Source organism: Arthrobacter terricola (assembly GCF_004354015.1).
Taxonomy (GTDB): Bacteria; Actinomycetota; Actinomycetes; order Actinomycetales; family Micrococcaceae; genus Arthrobacter; species Arthrobacter terricola.
The window spans coordinates 163420-187244 of record NZ_SMRU01000007.1 but is presented as its reverse complement, the minus strand read 5'-3'; the positions used below and the strand labels follow the sequence as shown (position 1 = coordinate 187244).

The 23825-nt window shown below is 64.9% G+C and carries 21 protein-coding genes; 11 read left to right on the top strand and 10 right to left on the bottom strand.

What is annotated here, in order from left to right:
• Nucleotides 1-650: transketolase-like TK C-terminal-containing protein (locus E1809_RS07980; protein ID WP_407921055.1), on the top strand; the 650-nt coding region annotated here is incomplete at its 5' end.
• Between the two features lie 69 nt (nt 651-719).
• Here the strand turns inward: E1809_RS07980 and E1809_RS07975 are convergent.
• A complete protein-coding gene (locus E1809_RS07975; RefSeq protein ID WP_133203686.1) occupies nt 720-917 on the bottom strand; it encodes a YegP family protein in 198 nt (65 codons plus the stop codon).
• A gap of 199 nt (nt 918-1116) precedes the next feature.
• Here E1809_RS07975 and nboR point away from each other — a divergent pair, with 199 nt between their 5' ends.
• Nucleotides 1117-1794 carry a nicotine blue oxidoreductase gene (gene nboR / locus E1809_RS07970; protein WP_133203685.1) on the top strand — a complete coding sequence of 226 codons (678 nt, stop codon included), beginning with the start codon at nt 1117-1119 and terminating at the stop codon, nt 1792-1794.
• Here the strand turns inward: nboR and E1809_RS07965 are convergent.
• From E1809_RS07965 to E1809_RS07945, 5 genes are all read right to left on the bottom strand, one after another.
• Nucleotides 1791-4592, bottom strand: a complete 2802-nt coding sequence (locus E1809_RS07965) for a molybdopterin-dependent oxidoreductase (RefSeq protein WP_133203684.1) — start codon at nt 4590-4592, stop codon at nt 1791-1793. The two genes, nboR and E1809_RS07965, sit on opposite strands and share 4 nt — an antisense overlap.
• On the bottom strand, nt 4582-5541 hold the full coding sequence (locus tag E1809_RS07960) for an FAD binding domain-containing protein (RefSeq protein ID WP_133203683.1): 960 nt from the start codon (nt 5539-5541) through the stop codon (nt 4582-4584). Before E1809_RS07960 ends, E1809_RS07965 begins: the two co-directional genes overlap by 11 nt.
• The gene (locus E1809_RS07955; RefSeq protein ID WP_133203682.1) at nt 5532-6749 is read right to left on the bottom strand and encodes an XdhC family protein; all 1218 of its coding nucleotides are present in this window, start codon (nt 6747-6749) and stop codon (nt 5532-5534) included. The genes E1809_RS07960 and E1809_RS07955 overlap by 10 nt, the downstream gene beginning before the upstream one ends.
• Before the next feature lie 318 nt (nt 6750-7067).
• Nucleotides 7068-8618 (bottom strand): NCS2 family permease, encoded by a 1551-nt coding sequence (locus E1809_RS07950; RefSeq protein ID WP_235835505.1) that lies wholly within the window; start codon nt 8616-8618, stop codon nt 7068-7070.
• Nucleotides 8619-8657: 39 nt separating this feature from the next.
• Nucleotides 8658-9152: a nucleoside deaminase gene (locus E1809_RS07945; protein WP_133203680.1), complete on the bottom strand. Its 495-nt coding sequence runs from the start codon at nt 9150-9152 to the stop codon at nt 8658-8660.
• A gap of 303 nt (nt 9153-9455) precedes the next feature.
• Here E1809_RS07945 and E1809_RS07940 point away from each other — a divergent pair, with 303 nt between their 5' ends.
• Nucleotides 9456-10940, top strand: a complete 1485-nt coding sequence (locus E1809_RS07940) for an 8-oxoguanine deaminase (protein ID WP_133203679.1) — start codon at nt 9456-9458, stop codon at nt 10938-10940.
• A gap of 34 nt (nt 10941-10974) precedes the next feature.
• Nucleotides 10975-11691, top strand: a complete 717-nt coding sequence (locus tag E1809_RS07935) for a DUF2510 domain-containing protein (protein WP_133203678.1) — start codon at nt 10975-10977, stop codon at nt 11689-11691.
• Between the two features lie 115 nt (nt 11692-11806).
• Here E1809_RS07935 and E1809_RS26605 read toward each other — a convergent pair whose 3' ends face one another.
• On the bottom strand, nt 11807-11983 hold the full coding sequence (locus E1809_RS26605; protein WP_165962249.1) for a hypothetical protein: 177 nt from the start codon (nt 11981-11983) through the stop codon (nt 11807-11809).
• Nucleotides 11984-12396: 413 nt separating this feature from the next.
• On the opposite strand from E1809_RS26605, the gene pucL reads away from it, so the two are divergent.
• Together pucL and E1809_RS07925 are read left to right on the top strand one after the other, a co-directional pair.
• Nucleotides 12397-13311: a factor-independent urate hydroxylase gene (gene pucL / locus E1809_RS07930; protein ID WP_205754129.1), complete on the top strand. Its 915-nt coding sequence runs from the start codon at nt 12397-12399 to the stop codon at nt 13309-13311.
• 157 nt (nt 13312-13468) lie between these two features.
• Entirely contained in the window at nt 13469-14956 is a 1488-nt protein-coding gene (locus tag E1809_RS07925) for a nucleobase:cation symporter-2 family protein (protein ID WP_133203676.1), read from the top strand.
• An 87-nt stretch (nt 14957-15043) separates the two neighbouring features.
• Here E1809_RS07925 and E1809_RS07920 read toward each other — a convergent pair whose 3' ends face one another.
• Nucleotides 15044-15799 carry an IclR family transcriptional regulator gene (locus E1809_RS07920; protein WP_133203675.1) on the bottom strand — a complete coding sequence of 252 codons (756 nt, stop codon included), beginning with the start codon at nt 15797-15799 and terminating at the stop codon, nt 15044-15046.
• 232 nt (nt 15800-16031) lie between these two features.
• Between E1809_RS07920 and E1809_RS07915 the strand changes: the two genes are divergently transcribed.
• From E1809_RS07915 to E1809_RS07895, 5 genes are all read left to right on the top strand, one after another.
• Nucleotides 16032-17438 carry an NAD-dependent malic enzyme gene (locus E1809_RS07915; protein ID WP_133203674.1) on the top strand — a complete coding sequence of 469 codons (1407 nt, stop codon included), beginning with the start codon at nt 16032-16034 and terminating at the stop codon, nt 17436-17438.
• Nucleotides 17439-17461: 23 nt separating this feature from the next.
• Nucleotides 17462-19072 (top strand): malate synthase A, encoded by a 1611-nt coding sequence (gene aceB, locus E1809_RS07910; protein ID WP_133203673.1) that lies wholly within the window; start codon nt 17462-17464, stop codon nt 19070-19072.
• 2 nt (nt 19073-19074) lie between these two features.
• The gene (locus tag E1809_RS07905) at nt 19075-20343 is read left to right on the top strand and encodes a DUF6986 family protein (RefSeq protein ID WP_133203672.1); all 1269 of its coding nucleotides are present in this window, start codon (nt 19075-19077) and stop codon (nt 20341-20343) included.
• Nucleotides 20344-20353: 10 nt separating this feature from the next.
• Complete coding sequence (locus E1809_RS07900) at nt 20354-21166, top strand: bifunctional allantoicase/(S)-ureidoglycine aminohydrolase (RefSeq protein ID WP_133203671.1); 813 nt, start codon at nt 20354-20356, stop codon at nt 21164-21166.
• A 183-nt stretch (nt 21167-21349) separates the two neighbouring features.
• A complete protein-coding gene (locus tag E1809_RS07895; protein WP_133203670.1) occupies nt 21350-22549 on the top strand; it encodes a serine hydrolase domain-containing protein in 1200 nt (399 codons plus the stop codon).
• 72 nt (nt 22550-22621) lie between these two features.
• Here E1809_RS07895 and E1809_RS07890 read toward each other — a convergent pair whose 3' ends face one another.
• Nucleotides 22622-22855, bottom strand: coding sequence for a hypothetical protein (locus E1809_RS07890; protein WP_133203669.1), 234 nt, complete (start codon nt 22853-22855; stop codon nt 22622-22624).
• 72 nt (nt 22856-22927) lie between these two features.
• The gene (locus E1809_RS07885; RefSeq protein ID WP_133203668.1) at nt 22928-23800 is read right to left on the bottom strand and encodes an NAD-dependent epimerase/dehydratase family protein; all 873 of its coding nucleotides are present in this window, start codon (nt 23798-23800) and stop codon (nt 22928-22930) included.
• Nucleotides 23801-23825: the final 25 nt, after the last annotated feature.

Sequence of the window (23825 nt, the reverse complement as noted above, 5' to 3'; positions counted from 1 at the left end):
CCCAAGACCGGAACCTGATGTACTACCTCACCGTCTACAACGAACCCATCACCCAACCCGCCGAACCCGACAACCTCGACACCAACGGCATCATCAAAGGCATCTACAAACTCGCCGAAGCCCCCGAGCCCGGCACCAAACCCCGCGCCCAGATCCTCGCCTCCGGCGTCTCCGTCCCCTGGGCCCTCGAAGCCCAGCAAATCCTCAACGAGGACTGGAACATCGCAGCCGACGTCTGGTCCGTGACCTCCTGGAACGAACTCCGACGCGACGGCCTCGCCGCCGAAGAAGAAGCCTTCGTCAACCCCGGCCAGGACCCACGCACACCATTCGTCACCCAGCAACTCGCCGGAGCCCACGGCCCCGTCATCGCCGTCTCGGACTACATGAAAGCCGTCCCCGACCAAATCCGCCAATTCATCCCCAACGACTTCGCCTCCCTCGGCGCCGACGGCTTCGGCTTCTCCGACACCCGCCAAGCCGCCCGACGCTACTTCAAAAACGACACCCACTCCATCGTCACCAAAACCCTCCAACTCCTCGCCCAACGCGGCGAGATCGATCCAGGCGCGCCCTTGTACGCGATCGACCGATACAAATTGTTGGACGTGACCGCCGGTACCACCGGTGGGGCAGGCGGCGAAAGCTAAGAAAAAAGTCGGCGGCAGTGCTCATGAGCACTGCCGCCGACTTTCTTTTGCCCCTCGCGGGGAAAATTTCTATTGAGTTGCCCCTAAGGCCCGATGATCCACCACGAATCCCGTTGCTGCATTCTCCCTGACAGCCGATATTCCAGCCACCAAGGCCTGGATATCCGGGAACTTGGGCGACACTGCCACTACAGTTCCATCATCGGCCGTCAGCCTGAACCGGAAGGATCGTTCCCCTGCTGTCAAGATTTCAAAAATGCCAGACATAAACCCTCTTTCCACCGCGGATGCCACTTTGCATCCCCTCCGATGTCCTTGGACTCCGTGAAGTCCCTAACGAGAATATCGGCCCATGGAGGCTTCCAGAAGGCCTACCGGCCAGTAATTTTCAACCTTTTTCGGTAGACCGAAATTCGCCGCCGACCTGCATGGAAACCTTGGAATAAACCGTAGATAGGGTGAATAAATGGAAAACACGGTGATCGCACCGGTCACTGGCGTGCTTTTGGCCGCGGGCGCGGGCACTCGCCTTGGGCTGGGTCCGAAGGCGCTCCTGCCCTTCCGCGGACGCACCTTGGTGGAAGTGCTCGCCAAGGAATTGCTCGACGGCGGCTGCCGCCACGTCGTGGTGGTCCTCGGTGCCGATTCCGACGGCGTCCGACGCGCGACCGGGATGGGAAACACCGGGCAGGGTAGCACCGAGCAGGACGGCTGCCGCGTCATAGACAATCCAGACTGGTCCTCGGGCATGGCGTCGTCGTTCCGCGCCGGCCTTGCCGCAGCGGACCCCGGCCACCATGTACTGGTGGCATTGGTGGATCAGCCCGGGCTCACGTCCGCCGTCGTTGCCCGGTTGATGGCGGCGCACCGGCCGGGACGCGTGACGGCCGCCGGTTACGCGGAGCCCGAGCCCACGCCCACAACCGAGCCCCGCACCGCCAGCACCCCAAACCTTCGCCGCGGACACCCCTTGGTCATCGACGCCACCCTCCGCGCCGCGGCTGCCGAGGCGGCGGAGGGCGACGCCGGAGCGCGCCTATTTCTCAAGGCTCACCCAGAGTTCGTGGACCTGGTGGACTGCAGCGACCTCACCGACGGGGCGGACCTGGACACCAAGGACCAGCTCCACCTCCTCGGAGACTAGCTGCGCGCGAGCTCAGCGGCAGGAGCGCTTGGCTCAGCGGCGTCCTTAAGCCCGAGGTAGATCTTGTCCCTCGAGATCGGCAGGGATGTGAACCTGACCCCGGTGGCGTTCCGGATGGCGTTCGCCAATGCCGGCGCCACCGGGTTGAACGGGCTTTCGCTCATGGACTTGGCCCCCAACGGACCCATTTCGTCGTTGGTTGCCGCGAAGTAGACCTCACTGCGTGGCACGTCCGCGAAGGACGGGATGTGGTACTGGCGCAGGATGTCGGTGGTGACACGTCCGGCGTCGTTCACGCGGACTTCTTCGTATAGGGCGACGCCCAGCGCCTGGGCAATCCCGCCTTCCACCTGGCCACGGCATTGCCGCGGATTGACCACCACGCCGGCGTCCGCCGCCTGCACGCTTTGCAGGATCCGCAGCTCGCCGGTACTGGTATTCACGGCGACCCGGAAACCGTGCACGTTGAACGCGACCGAGCGCGGTGTTCCGCCCCAGCGGCCTTCGGTGGCGAGCTCGACGCCTTGCTGCCGCGCGGCGTCGTACACTTCCGCGAACGGAACCGTCCGGTCACCGCAGCGCACCGCACCGTCCTCAAGGACGCATTCCGGAACGCCCGTGAGCGAAGCGGCAACAGCCCGGATGCGTAGGGCGAGTTCCTGCGCCGCGAGGAGGGTTGCCTGGCCCGCAACGACAGTTCCTGCCGAACCAAAGGCGCCGGTATCGTGCTCCACGAGATCGGTATCGGACTGCCGCACCGCCACGTTCGACGCCGTCGTGGACAACGCGGTCGCGGCGAGCTGGGCGTGGACGGTGGTGGTGCCGTTTCCGAATTCAGCGGTCCCGACGGCGGCATCGAACGTTCCGTCCGGAAGGAGCCTCAGGCGCGTGTGGGCGTAGTGGCCGCGGGGCGGGACCGTGTCGATCATGGACAGCGCGGAACCGACGCCAGTGACCCAATCCGGGCCGAGCTCGTCCAGCCCGGCGTCCCGGTATCGCTGGGCACCCCGTTCGAGGGCATCCCGGACCAAAGCCACGCACTGGTCCAAACCGTAGCTCCCGTAAAAGACGTCCTCTTCGGGTTCCGGATTCGTCGAGAGCATGTGATCTCCCGGTCGGACCATGTTCTTGAGCCGGAATTCCAAGGGATCCATGCCGATTCCGACCGCGAGTTCATCCATGGCGGATTCGATCGCGAAGATCATTTGGCTCAAGCCGTAGCCTCGGAAGGCGCCCGCGGGAATGGTGTTGGTGTAGACAGCCTGGGCGTCCACCTTCTTGTTGGCACAGTTGTAAACCGCCAACGATTCGCCGCAACCGTGGAACATCACGCCGGGTGCGTGGTTTCCGTAGGCGCCTGTGTTCGTCACGACGTCGAGTTGCAAAGCCGTCAGGTGCCCGTCCCGGCTTGCCCCTGCCTTGACCTTGATGGTGAACGGGTGCCGCGTGGTGGTGGCGGTGAATTGTTCCGTCCGGGTGAATTCGAGCTGGACGGGCCGCCGGAGCTTGAGGGCCGCCATGGCCACGAGGTCCTCGGTCAGCACTTCCTGCTTGCCGCCGAAGCCGCCGCCTACCCGCCCGGCCACCACGCGGACGCGATCTTCGGGGAGGTCGAAAATACGGGCCAGGGTACGCCGCGCAAGGAAAGGCACTTGGGTTGACGAGCGCACCACCAAGCGGTCCTCCCCCGGCGTTTCGGCGGGCTCGAGCCAAGCGATGGACGCGTGGGTTTCCATCGCGACGTGCTGCACGCGCTGGGTCTGGTAGGTGTTCTCATGGATGAAATCGGCGGCAGCGAAGCCGAGGTCGACGTCTCCAAGCTCGGAATGGACCTCGGCCACGACGTTGTTGAACGGCCGGGAAATCCGCGCCACCTCGCCGTCCTTGTCGCCGTGGATCGCCGGCGCTCCCGGCAGCAAGGCCTCGTGCGGGGAAAACACGGCGTCGAGGATTTCATATTCCACCCTGAGGGCGCGCGCACCGGCTTCCGCGGCGCCCACCGATTCGGCGACGACGGCGGCAACCCGCTGCCCGATGAACCGCACCACGTCGTCCAGTACCCGGGTGTCGTCGGGATCGTCGGTGTAAAGCTCGTGCTGCGCGGTCGAGAACAACTGGGCAGGTGCGTCTTCGTGCGTGAAGACCGCCACGACCCCCGGTATGCGGAGGGCCGCCGTCGTATCTATCGAGACGATCCGGGCGTGCGCGTGCGGCGATCGCAGCAGCTTGAGGTGCAGCAGTCCGGGGAGTTGTTCCGCGGGGACGTCGAGCGTGTACCGGGCGGTTCCCGTGACAACCGCGCGGCCAGCGGGAGCGGGGACGTCGTCACCGAGTCGGCCCGCACCGGCGTCGTGCGCTTTGTGTCCGTCAGCGCCGGTACCGCAGACGGCCTCCGCGATGGAACGGTAGCCGGTGCAGCGGCACAGGTTTCCCTTGAGGTTGCGGGGAAGGTTCGCCTTTTGTTCGTCGTCGAACGTGGCGGCCGTCATCATCATTCCGGCTGTGCAGAATCCGCATTGGAAGCCTTGCTGCTCCAGGAACTGCTGCTGCACGGGATGGAGTTCGCCCCCGCTCGCCAGGCCCTCCACGGTGGTGACGGCGTGGCCTTCTGCGCGGACGGCTGGGTAGATGCAGCTGTGCACGGGGGTGCCGTCGACGTGGACGGTGCATGCGCCGCAGTCACCGCCGTCGCAGCCTTTCTTGACTCCGAAGTTGCCTTGTTCGCGGAGGAACGTGCGCAGGCATTGGCCCGGGCGGGGCGTGGCCTCAGTGGCGGTTCCGTTGATTTCAATTGCCATTCGGGGCCTCCTTCTGTGTGGATGCGGGTTGGGTGGACGGTTGCGGCGAGGTCGCGTGGGGAGGCCAGAAATCGCCGGAGACCGCGGGCCGCACGTCGGCGTCAAACGAGTCGAGAAGTTCGGCGCGGATTTCCTCGGCGAGCCGGAACGTCATGTCGCGCCGCCATTCGGGCAGTCCGTGGATGTCGTCGTGGTACAGCTCGTCCGGGATGGAGAGCGCGACGGCGGCAGCCAGCTGGCCGGCGTCGGGCAGGTCAGCGGCGGCGAACCGGAGTTGGACGGGCCGCTTGGTGGCGGCGGTGACTGTGAGGACGAAGCCTCCGTTGGGGTCGAGCCTTCCGATGAGGAGGACGCCCGAGCGGCCGAGGTTGCTGAGGGATAGCCGGCGGAAGGCGACCCGGGCAGAAAGTGACGACGCCGGAACGTGGACGCTGCGGAGGAGTTCGCCGGGTGCCAGGCAGTTCTTTGCTTCGCCGGTGATGAATTCGTTGACCGGGACGGTGCGGCTGCTGCCGTGCCGGCCGTGGATGGTGGCGATGGCGTCGAGGCCGGCACAGAGCGAGATGATGGGGCCGGCGGGGAGGGAAGTGCAGAGGTTGCCGCCAACAGTGGACATGTTCCACACCTTGAAGGAGGCCACGAAAGAGTCGCAGCACGGACGGAACAGGTCCAGGCCCGGCCAGTCGCGCCGCACTACAGCGTCCGAATCCGGAAGCGCGTAGAGTTCCGCGATCGTGCAGGTGGCGCCTATCTCGATGCCTTCGTTCGTCACGGTGATCGAGGGCCAGCCGGCTTGGCCCAGGTCAAGCAGGCGCTTCAGTGGTTCCTCGGTCCCCACGGGACTTCCGTAGGAGAACAAGACCGTTCCGCCGGCCAGCCACGCGTCGCCGGGGCGCCATTGCGTGGGGTCCGTGGTGGGGACCACGGACTCGATGGTGTTCATGTCCATGGGAGCTCCTTGGCGTGTGCGGGGTCGGGGGTGTGGTGAATGGGTCCGATGCCGTCCTTGAGCGAACCCCAGCCGGTGGCTGGAAGGGGCGTACGGCCGTTGGCCGGGCGGGGAGCACGGGAGGCGAGGATCTCGGCGGTGATCGAAACGGCCACTTCCGCGGGAGTGACGGCGCCCAGGTCCAGTCCGATGGGTGAGTGCAGCCGTTCGAGGGCCTCGACGGGAGTGCCGCATGCCAAGAGCGCGTCCACCCTCTGGCGGTGGCTGCGCCGCGAACCCATGGCACCCACGTAGGCGAGGCCGAGACCCAGGGCGGTTTCGAGCAGGGGGATATCAAACTTGGGGTCGTGCGTCATGACGCACGCCACGGCGCGGGAATCGATGCGCCCGGCAGCGGCCTCGCCTGCGAGGTATCGGTGCGGCCACTCGGTCGCGAGCCGGTCAGCGGCAAGGAAGCGGCCTTGGCTTGAAAACGCCGGGCGCGCATCGCACAGGGTGACGTCGTAGCCCAGGAGCTTACCGGCTGGTAGCAATGCGGCGCCGAAGTCGTTGGCACCGAAGATCAACATGCGCGGAGCGGGCAGGCGACTTTCGACGAAAAGGGCGACGGGTTCGGTTTGGGTCGCTCCACCGCAGCCGTCGGCCGGCGCAAGGCGGACGAGTCCCGCGCGCCCTCCGCGCAGCAAGGGATCGAGCTGGACCGCGGCGGCGCGAATGACGTCCGGGTCCCCGCCGAGGAGGGCGGAAAGCTCCCGCGAACCCTCGGCGGAAAACGACGCCGGATCGGGAACCACCATGGCACCGCCGCCGGCGTCGAGCCTGCGGATAAGCGCCATGGAGGACAGTTCTCCCCCGGTTGCGGCGCGCAGCACGGCGAGGTCCAGGCCGGTGGCGCTGGTGGGTTCGATGTGCACTTCCAGCTCGCCGCCGCACGTGAGCCCGACGGCGAACGCGTCCTCGGCACTGTAGCCGAACGACTCAAGGCGACTGCCGCCGTCGCGCATTGCCTCCAGCGCCGCCTCCACGACGGCACCTTCGACGCAACCTCCGGAGAGGCTCCCGAGGACGTCGCCGTGTTCGGAGACCAGCATGGACGTGCCGAGGGGCCTGGGCACGGACCCGCCGGCCGCAACGATGGTGGCCACGGCACAGCGCTGGCCGGAGACCGCGGGCCGCCAACTGCCCAGCGAAGGCATTAAATCCAGCATGGCGACACTCCCTGTAACGAGGTCCCGGAGCGGAAACCATTCCGGGGCAGTGTGCGATCTTGCCTCATATTCTCATTCCTTGCGTCATTGCGGGGGAAGCTTCACCTTCCGGGCTCGGTGGCCCGGAGAGGACCGGGGCGGTCTCTCCTCCGCCCCGGTCCCTGACGGCACGGCCGCGCGTCGCCGCCGCCCGCCGTCGTCGTCCCTCTGAAGGTGAGGGCTCGACGACGACTGGCGCCTATTCATTGCGGTGACGCGGGGCCGGACCGCCGTCTCGTGCCGGCCTGCTATTGGCCGGCTGGCCTCCGATGCATTCCGTCAGGCTCCCAGGAGCGCGCTGATCGGTCCACGGGCGAAGTAGACCAGGAAGCCCGCGGTCACCACCCACATGAGCGGATGGACCTTCTTGGCCTTGCCCGATGCCGCGCTGATGACGGACCAGGTGATGAAACCGACGCCGATTCCGTTCGCGATGGAGTACGTCAGGGGCATGGTGACGATGGTCAGGAAGGCCGGCAGGGCCACGGAGAACTTGGAAAACTTGATCTCCCGGATCTGGGCCATCATCATCGCGCCGACAACCACCAGGGCGGCCGCGGCAACCTCCAACGGGACAACGCTCGTGAGGGGTGTCAGGAACATCGAACCGAGGAACAGCAAGCCCGTGACCACCGACGCCAGGCCGGTGCGGGCGCCTTCGCCGATCCCGGCCGCCGAGTCGATGTACACCGTGTTGGACGAACCGGAGGTGGCTCCGCCCGCTACCGCGCCGAGGCCTTCGACGATGAAGGCCGACTTCAGCTTGGGGAAGGTGCCGTCCTTGTGCGCCACTCCGGCGCTCTTGGCCAGGCCCGTCATGGTGCCCATGGCGTCGAAGAAGTTGGTGAACACCAGGGTGAATACCAGCATCGTGGCCGCCAGGCCGCCGATCCGGGAGAACGAGCCGAAGAGGTCGAAGTGGCCAACCAGGCTCAAGTCCGGAGCGGAAACCAATTGGCCGGACAGGACAGGGGTGTTGAGGTGCCAGCCACCGGGGTTGGTGGCGCTGCCGGGCCCGATGTGCATGACGGCCTCGACGACGGCGGCGAGGACCGTTGTGGCGACGATTCCGATCAGGAGGCCGCCTTGGATCTTGCGGGCCACGAGGATACCCATGACCAGAAGACCGACGATGAAGACGAGGGTGGGGATGGAGGTGATGGAGCCATCCGTTCCGAGCTGTACCGGAGGGCCGCCTTTTGTGGGGCGGACGAAGCCGGAGTCGACGAAGCCGATGAAGGCGATGAACAGGCCGATTCCAACGGTGATGGCGGCCTTGAGTTCCTTGGGGACTGCTTTGAAGATCGCGGTCCGTGCGCCGGTTGCGCCGAACAGGACGATCAGGATGCCGTTGATGACCACGAGGCCCATGGCTTCCGGCCAGGTGACTTCATGGATGACGGCCACGGCCAGGAACGAGTTGATGCCCAGGCCCGCCGCGATCCCGAACGGCAGGTTCGCGATGAGGCCGAAAAGGATCGTCATGACGCCGGCGGTCAGACCGGTGACCGCGCCCACTTGCGCTGCCGGCAACCAGCCGCCCGCGACGTCCGTGGGAGCGTTCTGGGCCGAGAATCCGCCCAGGATCAACGGGTTGAGGACCACGATGTAGGCCATCGTGAAGAACGTGACAATGCCGCCGCGGAATTCGCGGGCCAGCGTGGAGCCACGCTTGGTGATCTGGAAGAAACGGTCCAGGAAGGAGTCCGACGCCGGGGGCTTGAGGCCGCTGCCACGTTGCACTGTGCCGCGTTGCGTCGTGCCGGTTGTGTTTGCCACAGTCTGCCCTGCGCCGTAGGACGCAGCCTGCTTTTCAGTGGCCGTTTGCATTTCTGCTGGGTCCAGGATTGTCATTTCAGCCACCCGGCCCTAGTAGTCAATCCTGGAGTCGAGCGTGTTCCAGGTGTTGAACGGTTGCAGGATGGCCGGAGCCTGGGGATCGCCCAGTTCGAGCTTCTTGACCGGCATGAGCTTGTCCCGGTCGGCGTTCTCGAAGTACTCGTAGAAGACGGCGTCGTCGAAGCCGACGGATGCGGCGTCGTGCCGGTCCGCGGCGAAGACCACGTTGCTGATGCGGGCCCAGAGGGCGGAGGCCAGGCACATGGGGCATGGCTCGCAGCTCGTGTATAGGGTGGCTCCGCTGAGGTCGAACGTGCCGAGCTCACGGCACGCGTTGCGGATGGCGGTGACTTCGGCGTGCGCCGTGGGGTCGTTGCTCGCGGTGACCCGGTTGACGCCTTCGAAGGCCTGACCGTCCGCGGTGACAATAACGGCGCCGAACGGCCCGCCGCTATTGAGGACATTGGCTGTTGCCAGCTCAATGGAGGTGGCCAAGAAGTGTTCGGCCGTGACGGTGGTACTCATGTGCGACTTCCTTAGTGCTGAGGAAGCCTGGGCCCAGGGCATCTGAACATGGCAGACGGGTGCTGCGGTTACCAGGCTTCAGCATGTGCTTTTGAAGGTTTCGCCTGGTAGATAGCTTCCCGGAGTCCGGGTGCCCGCCTTTGGCAGAATGAGATTAGCACCGGAGATGTGAGCCGCGCCATAGTTTCCGGAAAAAAAGTTTCGAGATGCGAAAACTTTCTTCCGTTAGTGGCTCCGGGCGGCCCGCCGCCGGTCACATTGACCCGTTTCGGCCCGACGCTTACGCTGGGTCCACCGGCGCACATGAGCAAGCCGGAAACCTGGATCAGCAGACAGGACCTCACTGAGCTGGAAAGCACCAACAACGCCGACCAGACAAGGACTCCAGTGTCTCCTCAATCAGAATCCCAGCTCCCCCTTTCCTCCCGGCCAGCGCCGTCAAGGCTTTGGATCAAGAATCCCCTCGCGGTATTCACGGCGAACGGCCTCGACGCCCGCGGCGGAATCGTCATCAGCGGAACAACGATTTCCGAGCTTGTACCGGCAGGCGAGCAGCCTTCAACTCCGTGCGATGAAACGTTCGACGCCGGCCGCCACGTCCTCCTGCCCGGGCTCATCAACACGCACCACCACTTCTACCAAACACTGACCCGAGCGTGGGGGCCGGTGGCGAACGCTCCCCTCTTCCCCTGGCTGCAAAACCTCTACCCCGTGTGGGCGCGGCTGACTCCGGACAGCCTGGAACTCGCGGTGAAGGTTGCCCTTGCGGAACTGCTCCTCTCCGGCTGCACCACGGCAGCCGACCACCACTACCTCTTCCCCGCGGGTCTTGAGGACGCGATCGATCTTGAGGTCGGCGTCGTTCGCGAACTCGGGATGCGCGCCACCCTCACCAGGGGGTCCATGTGCTTGGGCGAGGACGACGGCGGCCTGCCGCCGCGTTCAACCGTGCAGCGCCCCGAGGTGATCCTCGCGGACAGCGAACGCCTGATCGGCAAGTACCACGAAGCCGGCGACGGCGCGGTCATCCAGATTGCGCTGGCACCATGCTCGCCGTTCTCCGTGACGAAAGAGGTCATGGCCGAAAGCGCCGCGATGGCCGAGCGGCTCGACGTCAGGCTCCACACCCACCTCGCCGAAACCATCGACGAAGAGAACTTCTGCCTCGAAAAATTCGGACTGCGCACCGTGGATTACCTGGACAGCGTCGGCTGGCTCGGCAACCGCACCTGGCTTGGCCACGGCATCCATTTCGACGACGACGAGATCGCCAGGCTGGGTGCCGCGGGCACCGCCGTCGCGCACTGCCCGACGTCGAACATGAGGCTCGCGTCCGGAACGGCACGCGTGGTGGAACTTGAGGCAGCCGGGGTTCCGGTGGGGCTCGGCGTGGACGGTTCGGCGTCGAACGACGCCTCCAACATGATCCTCGAAGCCCGGCAGGCGCTCTACCTCCAGCGCTTGCGCTACGGCGCCGACCTCCCGGTGGAACGCGCGCTCGGCTGGGCGACCCGCGGATCCGCGGCGGCGCTCGGCCGGACGGACATCGGCCAATTGGCGCCCGGAATGCAAGCGGACCTCGCCATGTTCACGCTCGATGAGCTGCGCTTCTCCGGCAGCCACGATCCCGTAGCAGCCCTGTTGCTGTGCGCCGCGGACCGGGCAGACCGGGTGATGGTGGGCGGGCAATGGCGCGTGGTGGACGGGCAGATTCCCGGACTCGACGTACGGAAACTCGTTGCCGAACATTCAGCCGCCGCACAGAAAATCGTCAGGGGAACGGAGTAGCCTCTCGAATAGTAGGCAAACCAGGAGGCGCACCATGACAGTTCCTCAGCACAGCACCCCGGCCCCTCCGGGCTGGTATCCGGATCCTTCCGGCTCGGGGCAGCTACGGTGGTGGGACGGTTCCGTATGGACCGGATCGGCATGGACGCCAGGGCAACAGGTTCCCGGTCAGCAGGTTCCCGGGCAGCAGGGCGCCACGCAGGGGTGGCCCGGCCAGCAGGTTCCCGGCCAGGGCTGGCCTGCCCAGCAAGGGCAATACGTGAGGCCATTGCCTCCCGCTCCCCGGCCGGAAATCAGCCGCCAAACCCCTGTCTACAATCCGTTCATCTGGCTTGTCACGCTCTTGCCGTTGATCTCGCTGGCCATCCTGATGGTCTGGAATCCGGTGTTCCACGTGCGCTACTCGGGTGGCAGGCGGGTGCCAGTCCTGGATCCGAGCTCGTTCACCGCCCCATACTTCCTGCTCATCACCATCGGATGGCTTATCTACGGGGTGACAGTGTTCTTGTCCTACCTCGACTGGCAAAAGCTGCAGCGCGACGGAGTGGTCCGGCCCTTCCATTGGGCATGGGCCTTCCTGGGCGCCGGGGTGTATGTAGTGGGCCGCTCGATCATTGTGCACAAGGTTGCCAAGGACCGCGGGCTCGCCCCGGTGTGGGTACTCATTGGAGTGGTCGGGCTGACGTTCATCCTGGCGGGCATCAAATTCGGCATTATCGTTTCGGGACTGGCCAGGACCTTGACGATGTAGCTTGCCGGGTCAGGCAGTATCCGGAAAAGGCGAAAGGCGGGCAGCACCTCCCCAGGTGCTGCCCGCCTTTCCGGCTCTGTTGCGCAGAGTCCTTCATCCCTAGGGGCAGGAAACCCTAGGAACGCTGCCGACCGAAGACCGGGAGCGCGCGAAGCCAACGGGACAACGTCCCGCTCGCTCGGTCGCAGTCGGCCGGAATGTAGAAGTCAGGGTCCGTAGCGCCGAACGGCAGGTACAGCTCCTGGCCGGGCGCGGGGAATTCCACGACGTTGTTCTTATCCTGCGAGTCCATCTGTCCTCCTGTTTCATGCGCTCAAGTCTTCCAAGGATTCGTTTACTTTCCGCATCTTGGAAAACATTTTTTGTTGTATGGAAATCGTAAGATGTGCGGCCAGCGCCGTCAAGGGGTGTCCGCCGAGCGCCCGATAAGCGCCGCGACCGCCGGCCCTGCCGGCGCCGGTCACATTTGGAAAGTAGATAACGATTCCTCGGAAGTGATTTACACCACTGGCAATCGTGGTCTACGATTTTTCCAATTCGTGGCGCAGGTCACGTAACCTGGGAGCAGCAGGCAGGGTCGTAATGAGCTGGCATCAATGGATGCCGGCTCTTTTTTGTTGGGTCGGCTCCACCAGAATCGCGTTTCAAACACGCGCTTAATTTCATTGGTGGACCTTAGGGGTTCCACCTCGAAGAAGTTGGGATATGACCATGAGCAACAACATCGTCCTCGGCGACAACCAGTACGGCAAGGCAGAAGTCCGCGTCGTCAAAGTCACCCGCGACACCGACCGCCACCAGATCGAAGACTTGAACGTTACTTCACAGCTTCGTGGCGACTTCCAGGCTGCCCACCTCGAAGGCGACAACGGACACGTCGTTGCCACCGACACCCAGAAGAACACCATCTACGCCTTCGCCCGTGACGGCATCGGCTCCCCCGAAGCCTTCCTCCTCCGCCTGAGCGAACACTTCACCTCGGGCTTCGAGTGGGTTACCGGCGGCCGCTGGGAAGCCGAAGCCTACAGCTGGGACCGCATCCAGGCGCACGGCTCGGAACACGACCACAGCTTTGTCCGCAACGGGCAGGAAGTCCGTACCGCCGTCGTCGTCCGCGAAGGCGCCACCACGCACGTCATTTCCGGCCTCAAGGACCTGACCGTCCTGAAGACCACCCAGTCCGGCTTCGTCGGCTACCCCCGCGACCAGTACACCACGCTGCCCGAGACCACGGACCGCATCCTCGCCACGGACGTCTCCGCACGCTGGCGCTACAACACCGGCCTGGACGTCGCCGGTACCGATTTCAACAAGAGCTACGACGACATCAAGGCCCTCCTCCTCGAGGGCTTCACCGAGAACTACTCGCACGCCCTGCAGCAGACCCTGTTCGACATGGGCAAGAAGGTCCTCGAGGCCCACAGCGAAGTGGATGAGATCAAGTTCTCCATGCCCAACAAGCACCACTTCCTGGTGGACCTCACCCCGTTCGGCCTCGACAACCCCAACGAGGTCTTCTTCGCGGCTGACCGTCCGTACGGCTTGATCGAAGCCACGGTCCAGCGCGACAACACCGCACCCGCACCGATCGCCTGGAGCGGCATCGCCGGCTTCTGCTAAGCCTCCCCACACCTAGGAGTTTGTGTACAGGTCACACCCTTTAAGCCTCGCCTTAAGGGTGTTGACCTGTACACAAACTCCTTCCTAAACGTCAAGACCTGTTAGCCAGACCTGTTAGCCAGACAAAGACGTCTGCCATGAACCAAGAAAGTCTGCCATGAACACCAAGAAGAAACTCCGCTCCGCCGACCCCAAAATCGAGCGGCCGGAGGATAAACGCCTCTCAATCGGAAGCACCTTCGCCTACGGCTTCCAGCACGTCCTGACCATGTACGGCGGAATCATCGCCCCGCCGCTCATCATTGGAGCCGCCGCCGGAATGTCCTCGCAGGACATCGGCCTCCTGATCGCAGCCTGCCTCTTCGTCGGCGGCCTCGCCACCATCCTGCAAACCGTCGGCATTCCGTTCTTCGGATCGCAGCTTCCCCTGGTCCAAGGCGTATCCTTCGCCGGCGTATCCACCATGGTGGCTATCGTCAACGGCGGCGGCGGAATCCAGGCGGTGTTCGGTTCGGTCATGGTTGCGTCCTTGATCGGCCTGGTCATCACACCGCTCTTCTCCAAGATCATCAAGTTCTTCCCACCCGTGGTCACCGGTACGGTCATCACCACGATCGGCCTGACCCTCATGCCCGTCGCAGCCAACTGGGCCATGGGCGGCAACAGCGCTGCGCCCAACTACGGCAGCATGGCCAACATCGGCCTCGCCGCGCTCACCATGGGAATCGTCCTGCTCCTCAGCAAGATCGGCAACGCAGCCATCTCGCGCCTGTCCATTCTTTTGGCCATGGTGATCGGCACCGTGATTGCCGTCGCTACGGGCATGGCGGACTTCTCCAAGGTCGGCCAGGGACCCGTGGTGGCTTTCCCCACTCCGTTTGCTTTCGGCCTTCCCACTTTCGACATCGCTTCCATCGTTTCCATGCTGATCGTCATCCTGGTCACCCTGACCGAAACCTCGGCGGACATCATCGCCGTGGGTGAAATCGTCGACACCAAGGTTGATTCGCGCCGCATTGGCAACGGCCTGCGGGCGGACATGCTCTCCAGCGCGATTTCCCCGATGTTCAACTCCTTCACCCAGAGCGCGTTCGCCCAGAACGTCGGCCTCGTCGCCATCACCGGCATCAAGAGCCGCTTCGTGGTCAGCGCCGGCGGTTTCATCCTGGTGGTCCTCGGCTTGCTGCCCGTCCTCGGCCGGGTTGTCGCAGCGGTTCCGACCCCCGTCCTGGGAGGTGCCGGCGTCGTACTTTTCGGAACTGTCGCGGCCAGCGGCATCCGGACGCTCTCCAAGGTGGAATACCGCAACAACATGAACCTGATCATCGTGGCTGCGTCGATCGGCTTCGGAATGATTCCGATCGCCGCCCCGAAGTTCTACGACCAGTTCCCGGCGTGGTTCTCCACGATCTTCCACTCGGGCATCAGCTCGGCCGCCCTCATGGCCATTGTGCTGAACGTGCTCTTCAACCACTTCAAGGCCGGCAACTCGGAGAACCAATCGGTCTTCGTGGCAGGGACGGAACGCGTGGTCAGCGAGGCGGACATTGCATGCCTCGCAAACGGCGACCGCTTCGAGAACGGCAAGCTGATCGACGCCGAGGGCAAGGAAGTGCCCCTCAAGTCCTCAGCCGTCGAACACTAGCAATAACCCAAAAACGGTCCCTCCCGCACATGATGTGCAGGAGGGACCGTCGTTTTTGTGTCAAATGTGAGAGAGCGTCAGAACCGCTTAGTTCTGGTTGAGCTCCGCCGAGATCGCGAGGGCGGCTTCACGGAGGAGCGGCACGGCACGGTCGGCGAAGTGCTGGTCCACGCGGGACACCGGACCGGAGACGGAGATCGCGGTAGGAGTCGGGGCATTCGGGACGGCCATCGCGAAGCAACGGACGCCGATCTCCTGCTCTTCCTCGTCGATCGAGTAGCCGCGTTCGCGGATGCGGTTGAGGTCGGCGATGAGGGACTCAATATCCCCGATGCTCTTGGCCGTGGGGGTGGGCATGCCGGTGCGGGCCACGATGCCGCGTACAACCTCGTCGTCGAGCTGGGCGAGGATCGCCTTGCCCACGCCGGTATCGTGCGTGTGGGCGCGGCGTCCCACTTCGGTGAACATGCGCATCGAGTGCAGCGACGGAACCTGGGCTACGTAGATGACCATGTCCGAATCGAGCACGGCCATGTTGGAGGTCTCCCCCAGCCGGTCCACGAGGGACTTCAGCTGGGGCCGCGCCAAGGCGCCGAGTTGCTTGTTGGCGCCTTCTCCGAGGCGGATAAGGCGGGGTCCCAGGGCGTAGCGCCGGTTGGGCAGTTGCCGGATGTAGCCGAGGGCCACCAAGGTGCGCAGCAAGCGGTGGATGGTGGGAAGCGGCAAGTCGGTCGACGACGACAACTCGCTCAGCGTGACGTCTCCGCCGGCGTCGGTGATGAGTTCCAGCAATTCGAAGACGCGCTCGACGGACTGCACGCCTCCCGAAGGCTTTTCAGCCATTCCGTTGTCTCCTATGGCTCGGAATCCGACAACTCTTATCCGCATCGTGAAAAGAATTGCTTAGAACACTCAAGATACAGCACACAAGGCCAACTTGCTCGGCCCTCGCGACATGCGGGCAATGCGACCGGGAAGGGCTTGTGTTTCCACTTTGTAGATAATAATATCCATAATACGAAAACATTCGATTTGAGCGGAGGCCCGCTTCGGGCCTGTACGAGGAGGAAATTCAATGGCGAACCCGAGCCCCGGAAATTCGATCACCCTGCGCGTCGCCGCGCCGTCGAGCTTCACTGCCACGAGTGAACTGGCCGCGGCCGTTGCCGCCGCCGGCGCAGCCGTCACCGCCCTGGATGTGTCCGAGTCCCACCACGACACCCTGGTTGTCGACGTCACCTGCAACACCACGGACGAAGACCACGCCAACCGCGTCAAGGACGCCCTCAACGCGCTCGACGGCGTCACGGTCCAGCACGTCTCGGACCGCACCTTCCTCATGCACTTGGGTGGCAAACTCGAGGTCGTCCCCAAGGTAGCCCTGCGCAACCGCGACGACCTTTCGCGCGCCTACACGCCCGGCGTCGCACGCGTCTGCCTCGCCATCGCCGAGGACCCGGCGGCTGCACGCAACCTGACCGTCAAGCGGAACACGATCGCCGTCCTCACCGACGGCTCGGCCGTCCTGGGCCTCGGCAACATCGGCCCGGCCGCAGCGCTGCCTGTCATGGAAGGCAAGGCCGCCCTGTTCAAGCAGTTCGCCAACGTTGATGCCTGGCCGGTCTGCCTGGACACCCAGGACACTGAAGAAATCATCATGATCGCCAAGGCCATGGCTCCGGTCTACGGCGGCATCAACCTTGAAGACATCGCAGCCCCGCGCTGTTTCGAAATCGAGAAGCGGCTCCGCGACGAGCTGGACATCCCCGTCTTCCACGACGACCAGCACGGAACGGCGATCGTCACCCTCGCGGCCCTTGTCAACGCCCTGCGCGTCGTGGACAAGAAACTCTCCGAGGTTAAGATCGTGGTCTCGGGCGTGGGCGCGGCTGGTTCGGCCATCATCCAGCTCCTCAAGGCCCAGGGCGCGCAGCACATCATCGCGGCCGGCCGTTCGGGTGCCATCCACTCGGGCGAAAAGTACGACGACGAACACCGCAGCTGGATCGCGGCGAACACCAACGAAGCAGGGTTCTCCGGCACGCTGCACGAAGCACTGGCAGGCGCGGACGTCTTCATCGGCGTCAGCGCTCCGCACGTGATCGGCGAAGAGCAGGTCGCTTCGATGGCCGAGAACGCGATCGTTTTCGCCATGGCCAACCCGACCCCGGAAATCGACCCGGTCCTCGCTTCCAAGCACGCCGCCGTTGTTGCCACGGGCCGCAGCGATTTCCCCAACCAGATCAACAACGTGCTGGCCTTCCCGGGCTTCTTCCGCGGCCTGCTCGACGCCGGGGCATCGGACATCATTCCGGAAATGCTCGTGGCTGCCGCCGAGGCTATCGCCAACCGGGTCGCAGATGATGAACTGAATGCGAGCTACATCATCCCGAGCGTCTTCGACCCGCATGTGGCCGCCGACGTCGCAAGTGCGGTAGCCCAGGCCGCAGCAAACGCAGCCGCCGCATCCACAGCCCGCTAGCGTCCCAGAAAAGGACCATTCCCATGGCTCTCACAGTGACAGACCCTCGGCCGATCGAACGTGCCGAAGAGATCCTGACCCCCAAGGCGCTGGCCTTCGTGGAGGAACTGCACCGCCGCTTCGCCGGCACCCGCACGGAACTCCTGGCAGCCCGCGTCGCCAAGCGCGAGGAAGTGGCCCGTACCGGCCGCCTCGACTTCCTCCCGGAAACCCAGGACATCCGCGACGGCGACTGGAAAGTCGCCGAGGCACCCGCGGCTTTGCGGGACCGCCGTGTTGAAATGACCGGGCCGGCTTCCCCCGCCAAGATGGCCATCAACGCCCTGAACTCCGGCGCCAAGGTGTGGCTTGCCGACCTTGAGGATGCGAGCACCCCCACGTGGGCCAACGTCATCGACGCCATCCTCAACCTCCGCGACGCCGCCCAGGGCACCTTGAGCTACACCTCGCCCGAGGGCAAGGAATACCGGCTCCGCACCGACGCTCCGCTCGCCGTCGTCGTGGCCCGCCCGCGTGGCTGGCACATGGAGGAACGGCACCTGCTGCTCGACGGCGAACCCACCGTGGGCGCGCTGGTGGACTTCGGCCTGCACTTCTTCCACATCGCCAAGCAGCTGCTCCTCAACGGCCAGGGCCCGTACTACTACCTGCCGAAGATGGAAAGCCACCTCGAAGCCCGGCTCTGGAACGAGATCTTCGTCTTCGCCCAGGACTACCTCGGCGTCCCGCAGGGCAGCATCCGCGCCACCATGCTCATCGAGACCATCCCCGCGGCGTTCGAGATGGAAGAGATCCTCTACGAACTGCGCGACCACGCCTCCGGCCTCAACGCCGGCCGCTGGGACTACCTGTTCAGCATCGTGAAGTACTTCCGCGACGCAGGCGAGTCCTTCATCCTTCCGGACCGCGCGTCCGTGGTGATGACGGCTCCGTTCATGCGGGCCTACACCGAACTCCTCGTCAAGACCTGCCACAAGCGCGGCGCTTTCGCGATGGGCGGCATGGCGGCAGTCATCCCGAACCGCCGCGAGCCCGAAGTCACCGCAGCGGCCTTCGAGAAGGTGCGGGCGGACAAGACCCGCGAGGCGAACGACGGCTTCGACGGTTCCTGGGTTGCGCACCCGGACCTCGTCTCCACCTGCATGGACGTCTTCGATTCCGTGCTCGGCGATCCCGCCAACGGTGGCAAGCAGAACCAGCTGGACAAGCAGCGCCCGGAGGTTTCCGTGACCGCCGAGCAACTGCTGGACATCACCTCCGCGGGTGGCCAGGTGACCGAGGCCGGGCTCCGCCTGAACCTCTACGTCGCCGTCGCCTACACGGCAGTGTGGCTTTCCGGCAGCGGTGCCGTGGCGATCCACAACCTCATGGAAGACGCCGCGACGGCGGAAATCTCCCGTTCGCAGGTCTGGCAGCAGATCCGCAACAAGTCCGTCCTGGCCGATACCGGCAACACCGTCACCCGCGAACTGGTCACCCGGATCCTGGGGGAAGAAACCGAACGCCTGCGCAGCGAGGTTGACGCCGAATCCTTCGGCAAGTTCTACGAGCCGGCCAGCCGTCTGATCGCGGACATCTGCCTCTCGGAGGACTACACGGACTTCCTCACCACTCCCGCGTACGAGCTGGTGTAGGGATGGCCGCTTCTTCCTCTTTCTCAGCGGCGGACCTCGCCGCCATCGACTCCCAGTTGGCCGCGACCGACCAGTTGCTCGATCGCAACTACCCCGGCGACGACGGCACCCGCCAGCCCGTCCACACGGTGTACGTGCCCGCGGACCGTTTCACGCCGTCGCTCGCGGCCGAGTGGGGCGCCCAGGCGATCACGACGGCGGACGCGCACGGCGGCCTTGAAAAGCTCGGTGCGCTGTTGGGCCAGGAGCCCGAATTGGCTGCCGCCGTCGCCAACCGCGTCGCCGCGAAGCTGCGCAGCGAACCGATCGAGGACCTGCGCCTCGACTTCGAGGACGGTTACGGCGACCGCGGCGACGAAGCGGAAGACGTCGCGGCAGTTGCCGCGGCCCAGGCCGTGAGCGAAGCCGTGGCCGCGGGTTCGGCACCGCCGTTCATCGGCATCAGGTTCAAGTGCTTCGAAGCTCCCACACGGGCACGCGGCCTTCGCACGCTCGATCTGTTCGTCTCCACCCTCGCGTCCGCGGGCGAACTGCCCGAAGGCCTCATCCTGACCCTGCCCAAAGTCACCACCGTGGCGCAGGTCCAGGCGATGGACTTCGCCGTGTCCCGCTTGGAAGAGATCCACTCCCTTCCGGCGGGCCGGTTGCGGTTCGAGGTCCAGGTGGAGACTCCGCAGCTCATCCTCGGACCGGACGGCACCTCGCCCGTGGCACAGCTTCCGCACGCGGTTCCAGGCCGGATCAGCGCCCTCCACTACGGCACCTACGACTACTCCGCTTCACTGCAGATCTCGGCGGAGTACCAGTCCATGGAGCACCCCGTAGCCGACTACGCCAAGGAAGTCATGCAATTGGCTGTGGCGGGCACGGGAATCCGACTCTCCGACGGCTCCACCAACATCATCCCCGTGGGTGACAACGTGGAAAACGCCTGGAAACTGCACGGCCGCTTGGTCCGCCGTTCCCTCGAACGCGGCTACTACCAGGGCTGGGACCTGCACGCCGCCCAGTTGCCGAGCCGTTTCGCGGCAACGTACGCCTTCTACCGCGAAGGCCTGCCGGCCGCCGCCGCGCGCCTGCGGAACTACGTTGAGCGCACCGAAGGCGGCGTCATGGACGAGCCCGCTACCGCCCGCGCACTGGCCGCCTTCGTCCTGCGCGGCGTCCAATGCGGCGCGGTAGGTTCCGAAGAAGTCCTGGCGCTCACCGGCGTCGAACTCCCCCGGCTGACCGCGCTGGCGCACCCTCGGCTCACCACAACTTCGAACTAAGGATCCAGACATGGGCAAGTACTACTACCCCGAAGGCGGGCTTCCCCCGCAGACCCACCTCACCACCGAGCGTGCCATTGTCAAGGAGGCCTACACGGTCATCCCGAAGGGCGTGCTGACGGACATCGTGACGAGCAACCTCCCCGGCTTCTCCAACACGCGCTCCTGGATCATCGCCCGCCCGATCTCCGGATTCGCCACCACCTTCTCGCAACTGATCGTGGAAATCGGCCCCGGCGGCGGAGCTCCCAAGGCCGAGTTCGAGGCCGGAGTCGAGGGCGTCGTGTTCGTGACCAAGGGCAAGGTCAACCTGACCCTCGACGGCGAACTGCACCAGCTCGAAGAAGGCGGCTACGCCTACCTCGCGGCGGGGTCCACGTGGGGACTCGAGAACGTCTCGGACGACATCGTTTCCTTCCACTGGATCCGCAAGGCGTACGAACGGCTCGAAGGCTACGAGGCCAAGTCCTTCGTCACGAGCGACCAGGAAGTGGAAGCCCGCGAGATGCCCGACGTTGAAGGCGTCTGGAAGACCACCCGCTTCGCCGACCCGGACGACCTCGCGCACGACATGCACGTGAACATCGTGACGTTCCAGCCCGGCGGCGTGATCCCGTTCCCGGAAACCCACGTGATGGAACACGGCCTGTACGTCCTTGAGGGCAAAGCCATGTACCTGCTCAACAACGACTGGGTTGAAGTCGAAGCCGGCGACTTCATGTGGCTCCGCGCCTTCTGCCCGCAGGCCTGCTACGCAGGTGGACCGGGCGAATTCCGGTACCTCCTGTACAAGGACGTCAACCGGCAGATCAAGCTGACGTAGGGCTTTTTTAGTCGAGCTCCTGCTTGCGGCGCGTGGACTATGACCTGGCACTGAGTGCCAAGGCGCAGCCCACGCGCCGCACCCGTTAATCGGCGTTGACCCTTTCCGCTCCGAAGAGGACGATCGAAATTACGGGGGCAAGGGCAGCCCCCGTTGCCGCGCATTGTTGCTCAGGAGGCAGTCATGCAGGCTGCGCAGGCGCGCCGGACATCCCTCGGTTTCGGGCCCTTGGTGGCTGCGGTCCTGGCCCTCACCTTGATGGTCGGCGCCTGCACCTACCCGCCCGCCTCCGGACCCACGCCGGCAGCAACGGCCACTACGACTCCGCCTTTGGACGTCCCGGCAGTGGACTTCTTCGCCCAGGCAATGCTCGCGCAAGGGGCCACCGCCGTGGTCGCGGAAGTTTCCATACGGGGCAACAAGTGGGTAAAGAGCTATGGCGTCCGAAACCTTAATACGCGAGATGCCGCCGATGTCACGGACCGCATCCCTGCCGGAGGAATCACCAAGTCCATGGTGGCGGTCTCGGTCCTCAAGCTCGTGCAGGAAGGGACCATCAACCTGGACGAACCTGTCTCGACTTACCTTCCCGAATTCGACAGCCTGGTCCAGGCAACGGCGCCAATCACGGTCCGTTCCCTGTTGAACCACACCTCGGGACTGGCCGAGCCGACAGCCCCCATGCTCAAGGCGCAACCCCTGAAGCAAGCCATCCAGACCCGCTTCAGCCCGGAAGACCTCCTCAAGCTGGCCGGAACGGAACCCTGGGTGGAGCGGCTGGCACCCCAGTTCATCTATTCCGACGCAAACTACGCCGCCCTCGCCTTGATCATTGAGAAGTACCGTGGCCGCCCCCTCGGCGACGTCCTTGCCACGGACATCTTCGATCCCCTCGGGCTGAGCCGTACAAGCCTGGCCCCACCCAACCGTTCGGAACAAGGGCTGATCCACGTCTACTCAACCGTCAACGGCGAACTCCTCGACGTGACCGAACCCGAATTCCAAGTAGGCTCAGCGGGCGCAGGGGTGATCTCAAGCGTTGGCGACCTGAACGTGTTCTATGCCGCACTCATGCGCGGCAGGCTCCTGGGAAGGACCGCCCTGGCGGAAATGCGGACCACGAATTCCGCCAATTACGGCCTTGGCCTGGAACGGTGGAATGACGACTGCACCAACGGCTTCTACTTCGGCCATGGCGGATCCACGCTCGGATTCGGCGGAATCACCGTCACGAGCGGAGACGGCACCCGCCAACTCAGCATCGGCATCGCCTACCCGCCAAACACCGAAGCCGAGAGCGATGCCCTGGACACAGCCCTCACCCAACCTGTCTCAGGCAAGCTCCGGGACCTCGCCATCACCACCCTGGACGGGCTGTGCTGAAGGCAAGCGGCTCCTCGGCGACGGCGCCACCGCAAAGGCGAGCGCCGCCGTCGTACCCCAAATCCTGAACCGCTAGCCTTCTTTGGGCTCCTCGTCCTTCGGCGTCCACGTGAGCTTGACCGTGGCGCCGCCGTTGTTCTCGTCGATCCTCATGTGCAGTTCCTCGCCGTAGAGGAACTCGTGTTCAAAATGCCGTCCATCAATGCGGGCCGCATCCAGGAGCTTCGTCATGGCCGTTGCCATCGCCCGGCCCCAGTCATGCGGATTCTTGCTGGACGCTTCTTCAAGGGCTGAATAGCTGACCATGACTCAATTGTTGTCCGGTCCGGGGCGTTCTGCCAGCCCTCGCGGGACGGGCGTGTCGACGGAACGCCGCCGCTAGTCCTCGGTTGGGGTGGTGCGGTTCGAATGGTAATCGCGCCAACTGTGCTCCGGCGAGAAACCCAGGAGACGGCGGGCTTTGTCGATGGAAAGCATGGTTTCGTGCTCGCCGAGTTCCTTGGTCACGGTGACGTTCGGGAAGACCTCGGCGGCCAGGCTCGCGCTGGAGCGGCCCATCACGGAGTCGGCCGCCGCGATGATGAAGGCTTCGAATCCCGGCTTGCCGTTCTCCAGGGCGCGAGCCACGGCCTGGGCGCCATCGCGCCCGTCGATGTAGGCCCACAGGTTCCATTTGCGGAGCATGGCATCGGCGTCGAAGGACGGGAACTCCTCATAATCCTCCGGGTCCATCACGTTGGAGAACCGCAAACCGGCGATGCTCAAGTCGGGGTCCCAGCGCGTGAGCTCAATGGCCATCCGCTCCTCGAGGTGCTTGACCAGCGAATAGGTGCTCTCGGGCCGCGCCGGGTATTCCTCGTCCACGGGAATGTAGGGCGGATCGACGTCGAAGGGCAGTCCCAGCACTGTCTCGCTGGAGGCGTAGACGATCTTCTTGATTCCGGCCCGCCGCGCCGCCTGGAAGACGTTGTAGGTCGACAGCATGTTGTTCTCGAACGTCGCCGCGTCCGGGAGCAAGCCGGGCGCCGGGATGGCTCCGAGGTGCACGATCGCGTCGAATCCCTGGTGGCGGTCATCCAAGCCGAGGATCACGTCGAGGACCTGGCCGTAGTTCCGCAGGTCCACGACGACGGTTCCGGGTTCCCGCTGGCCCACGCGATCCAGGTTCATGACGTCATGGCCGTCGGCCCTGAGCCTGCGGACAACGCTCTTGCCCAGTTTTCCGCTTCCGCCGGTCACTGCGATTCTCATGGAGCACTCCTTCGGATGGTTGTTG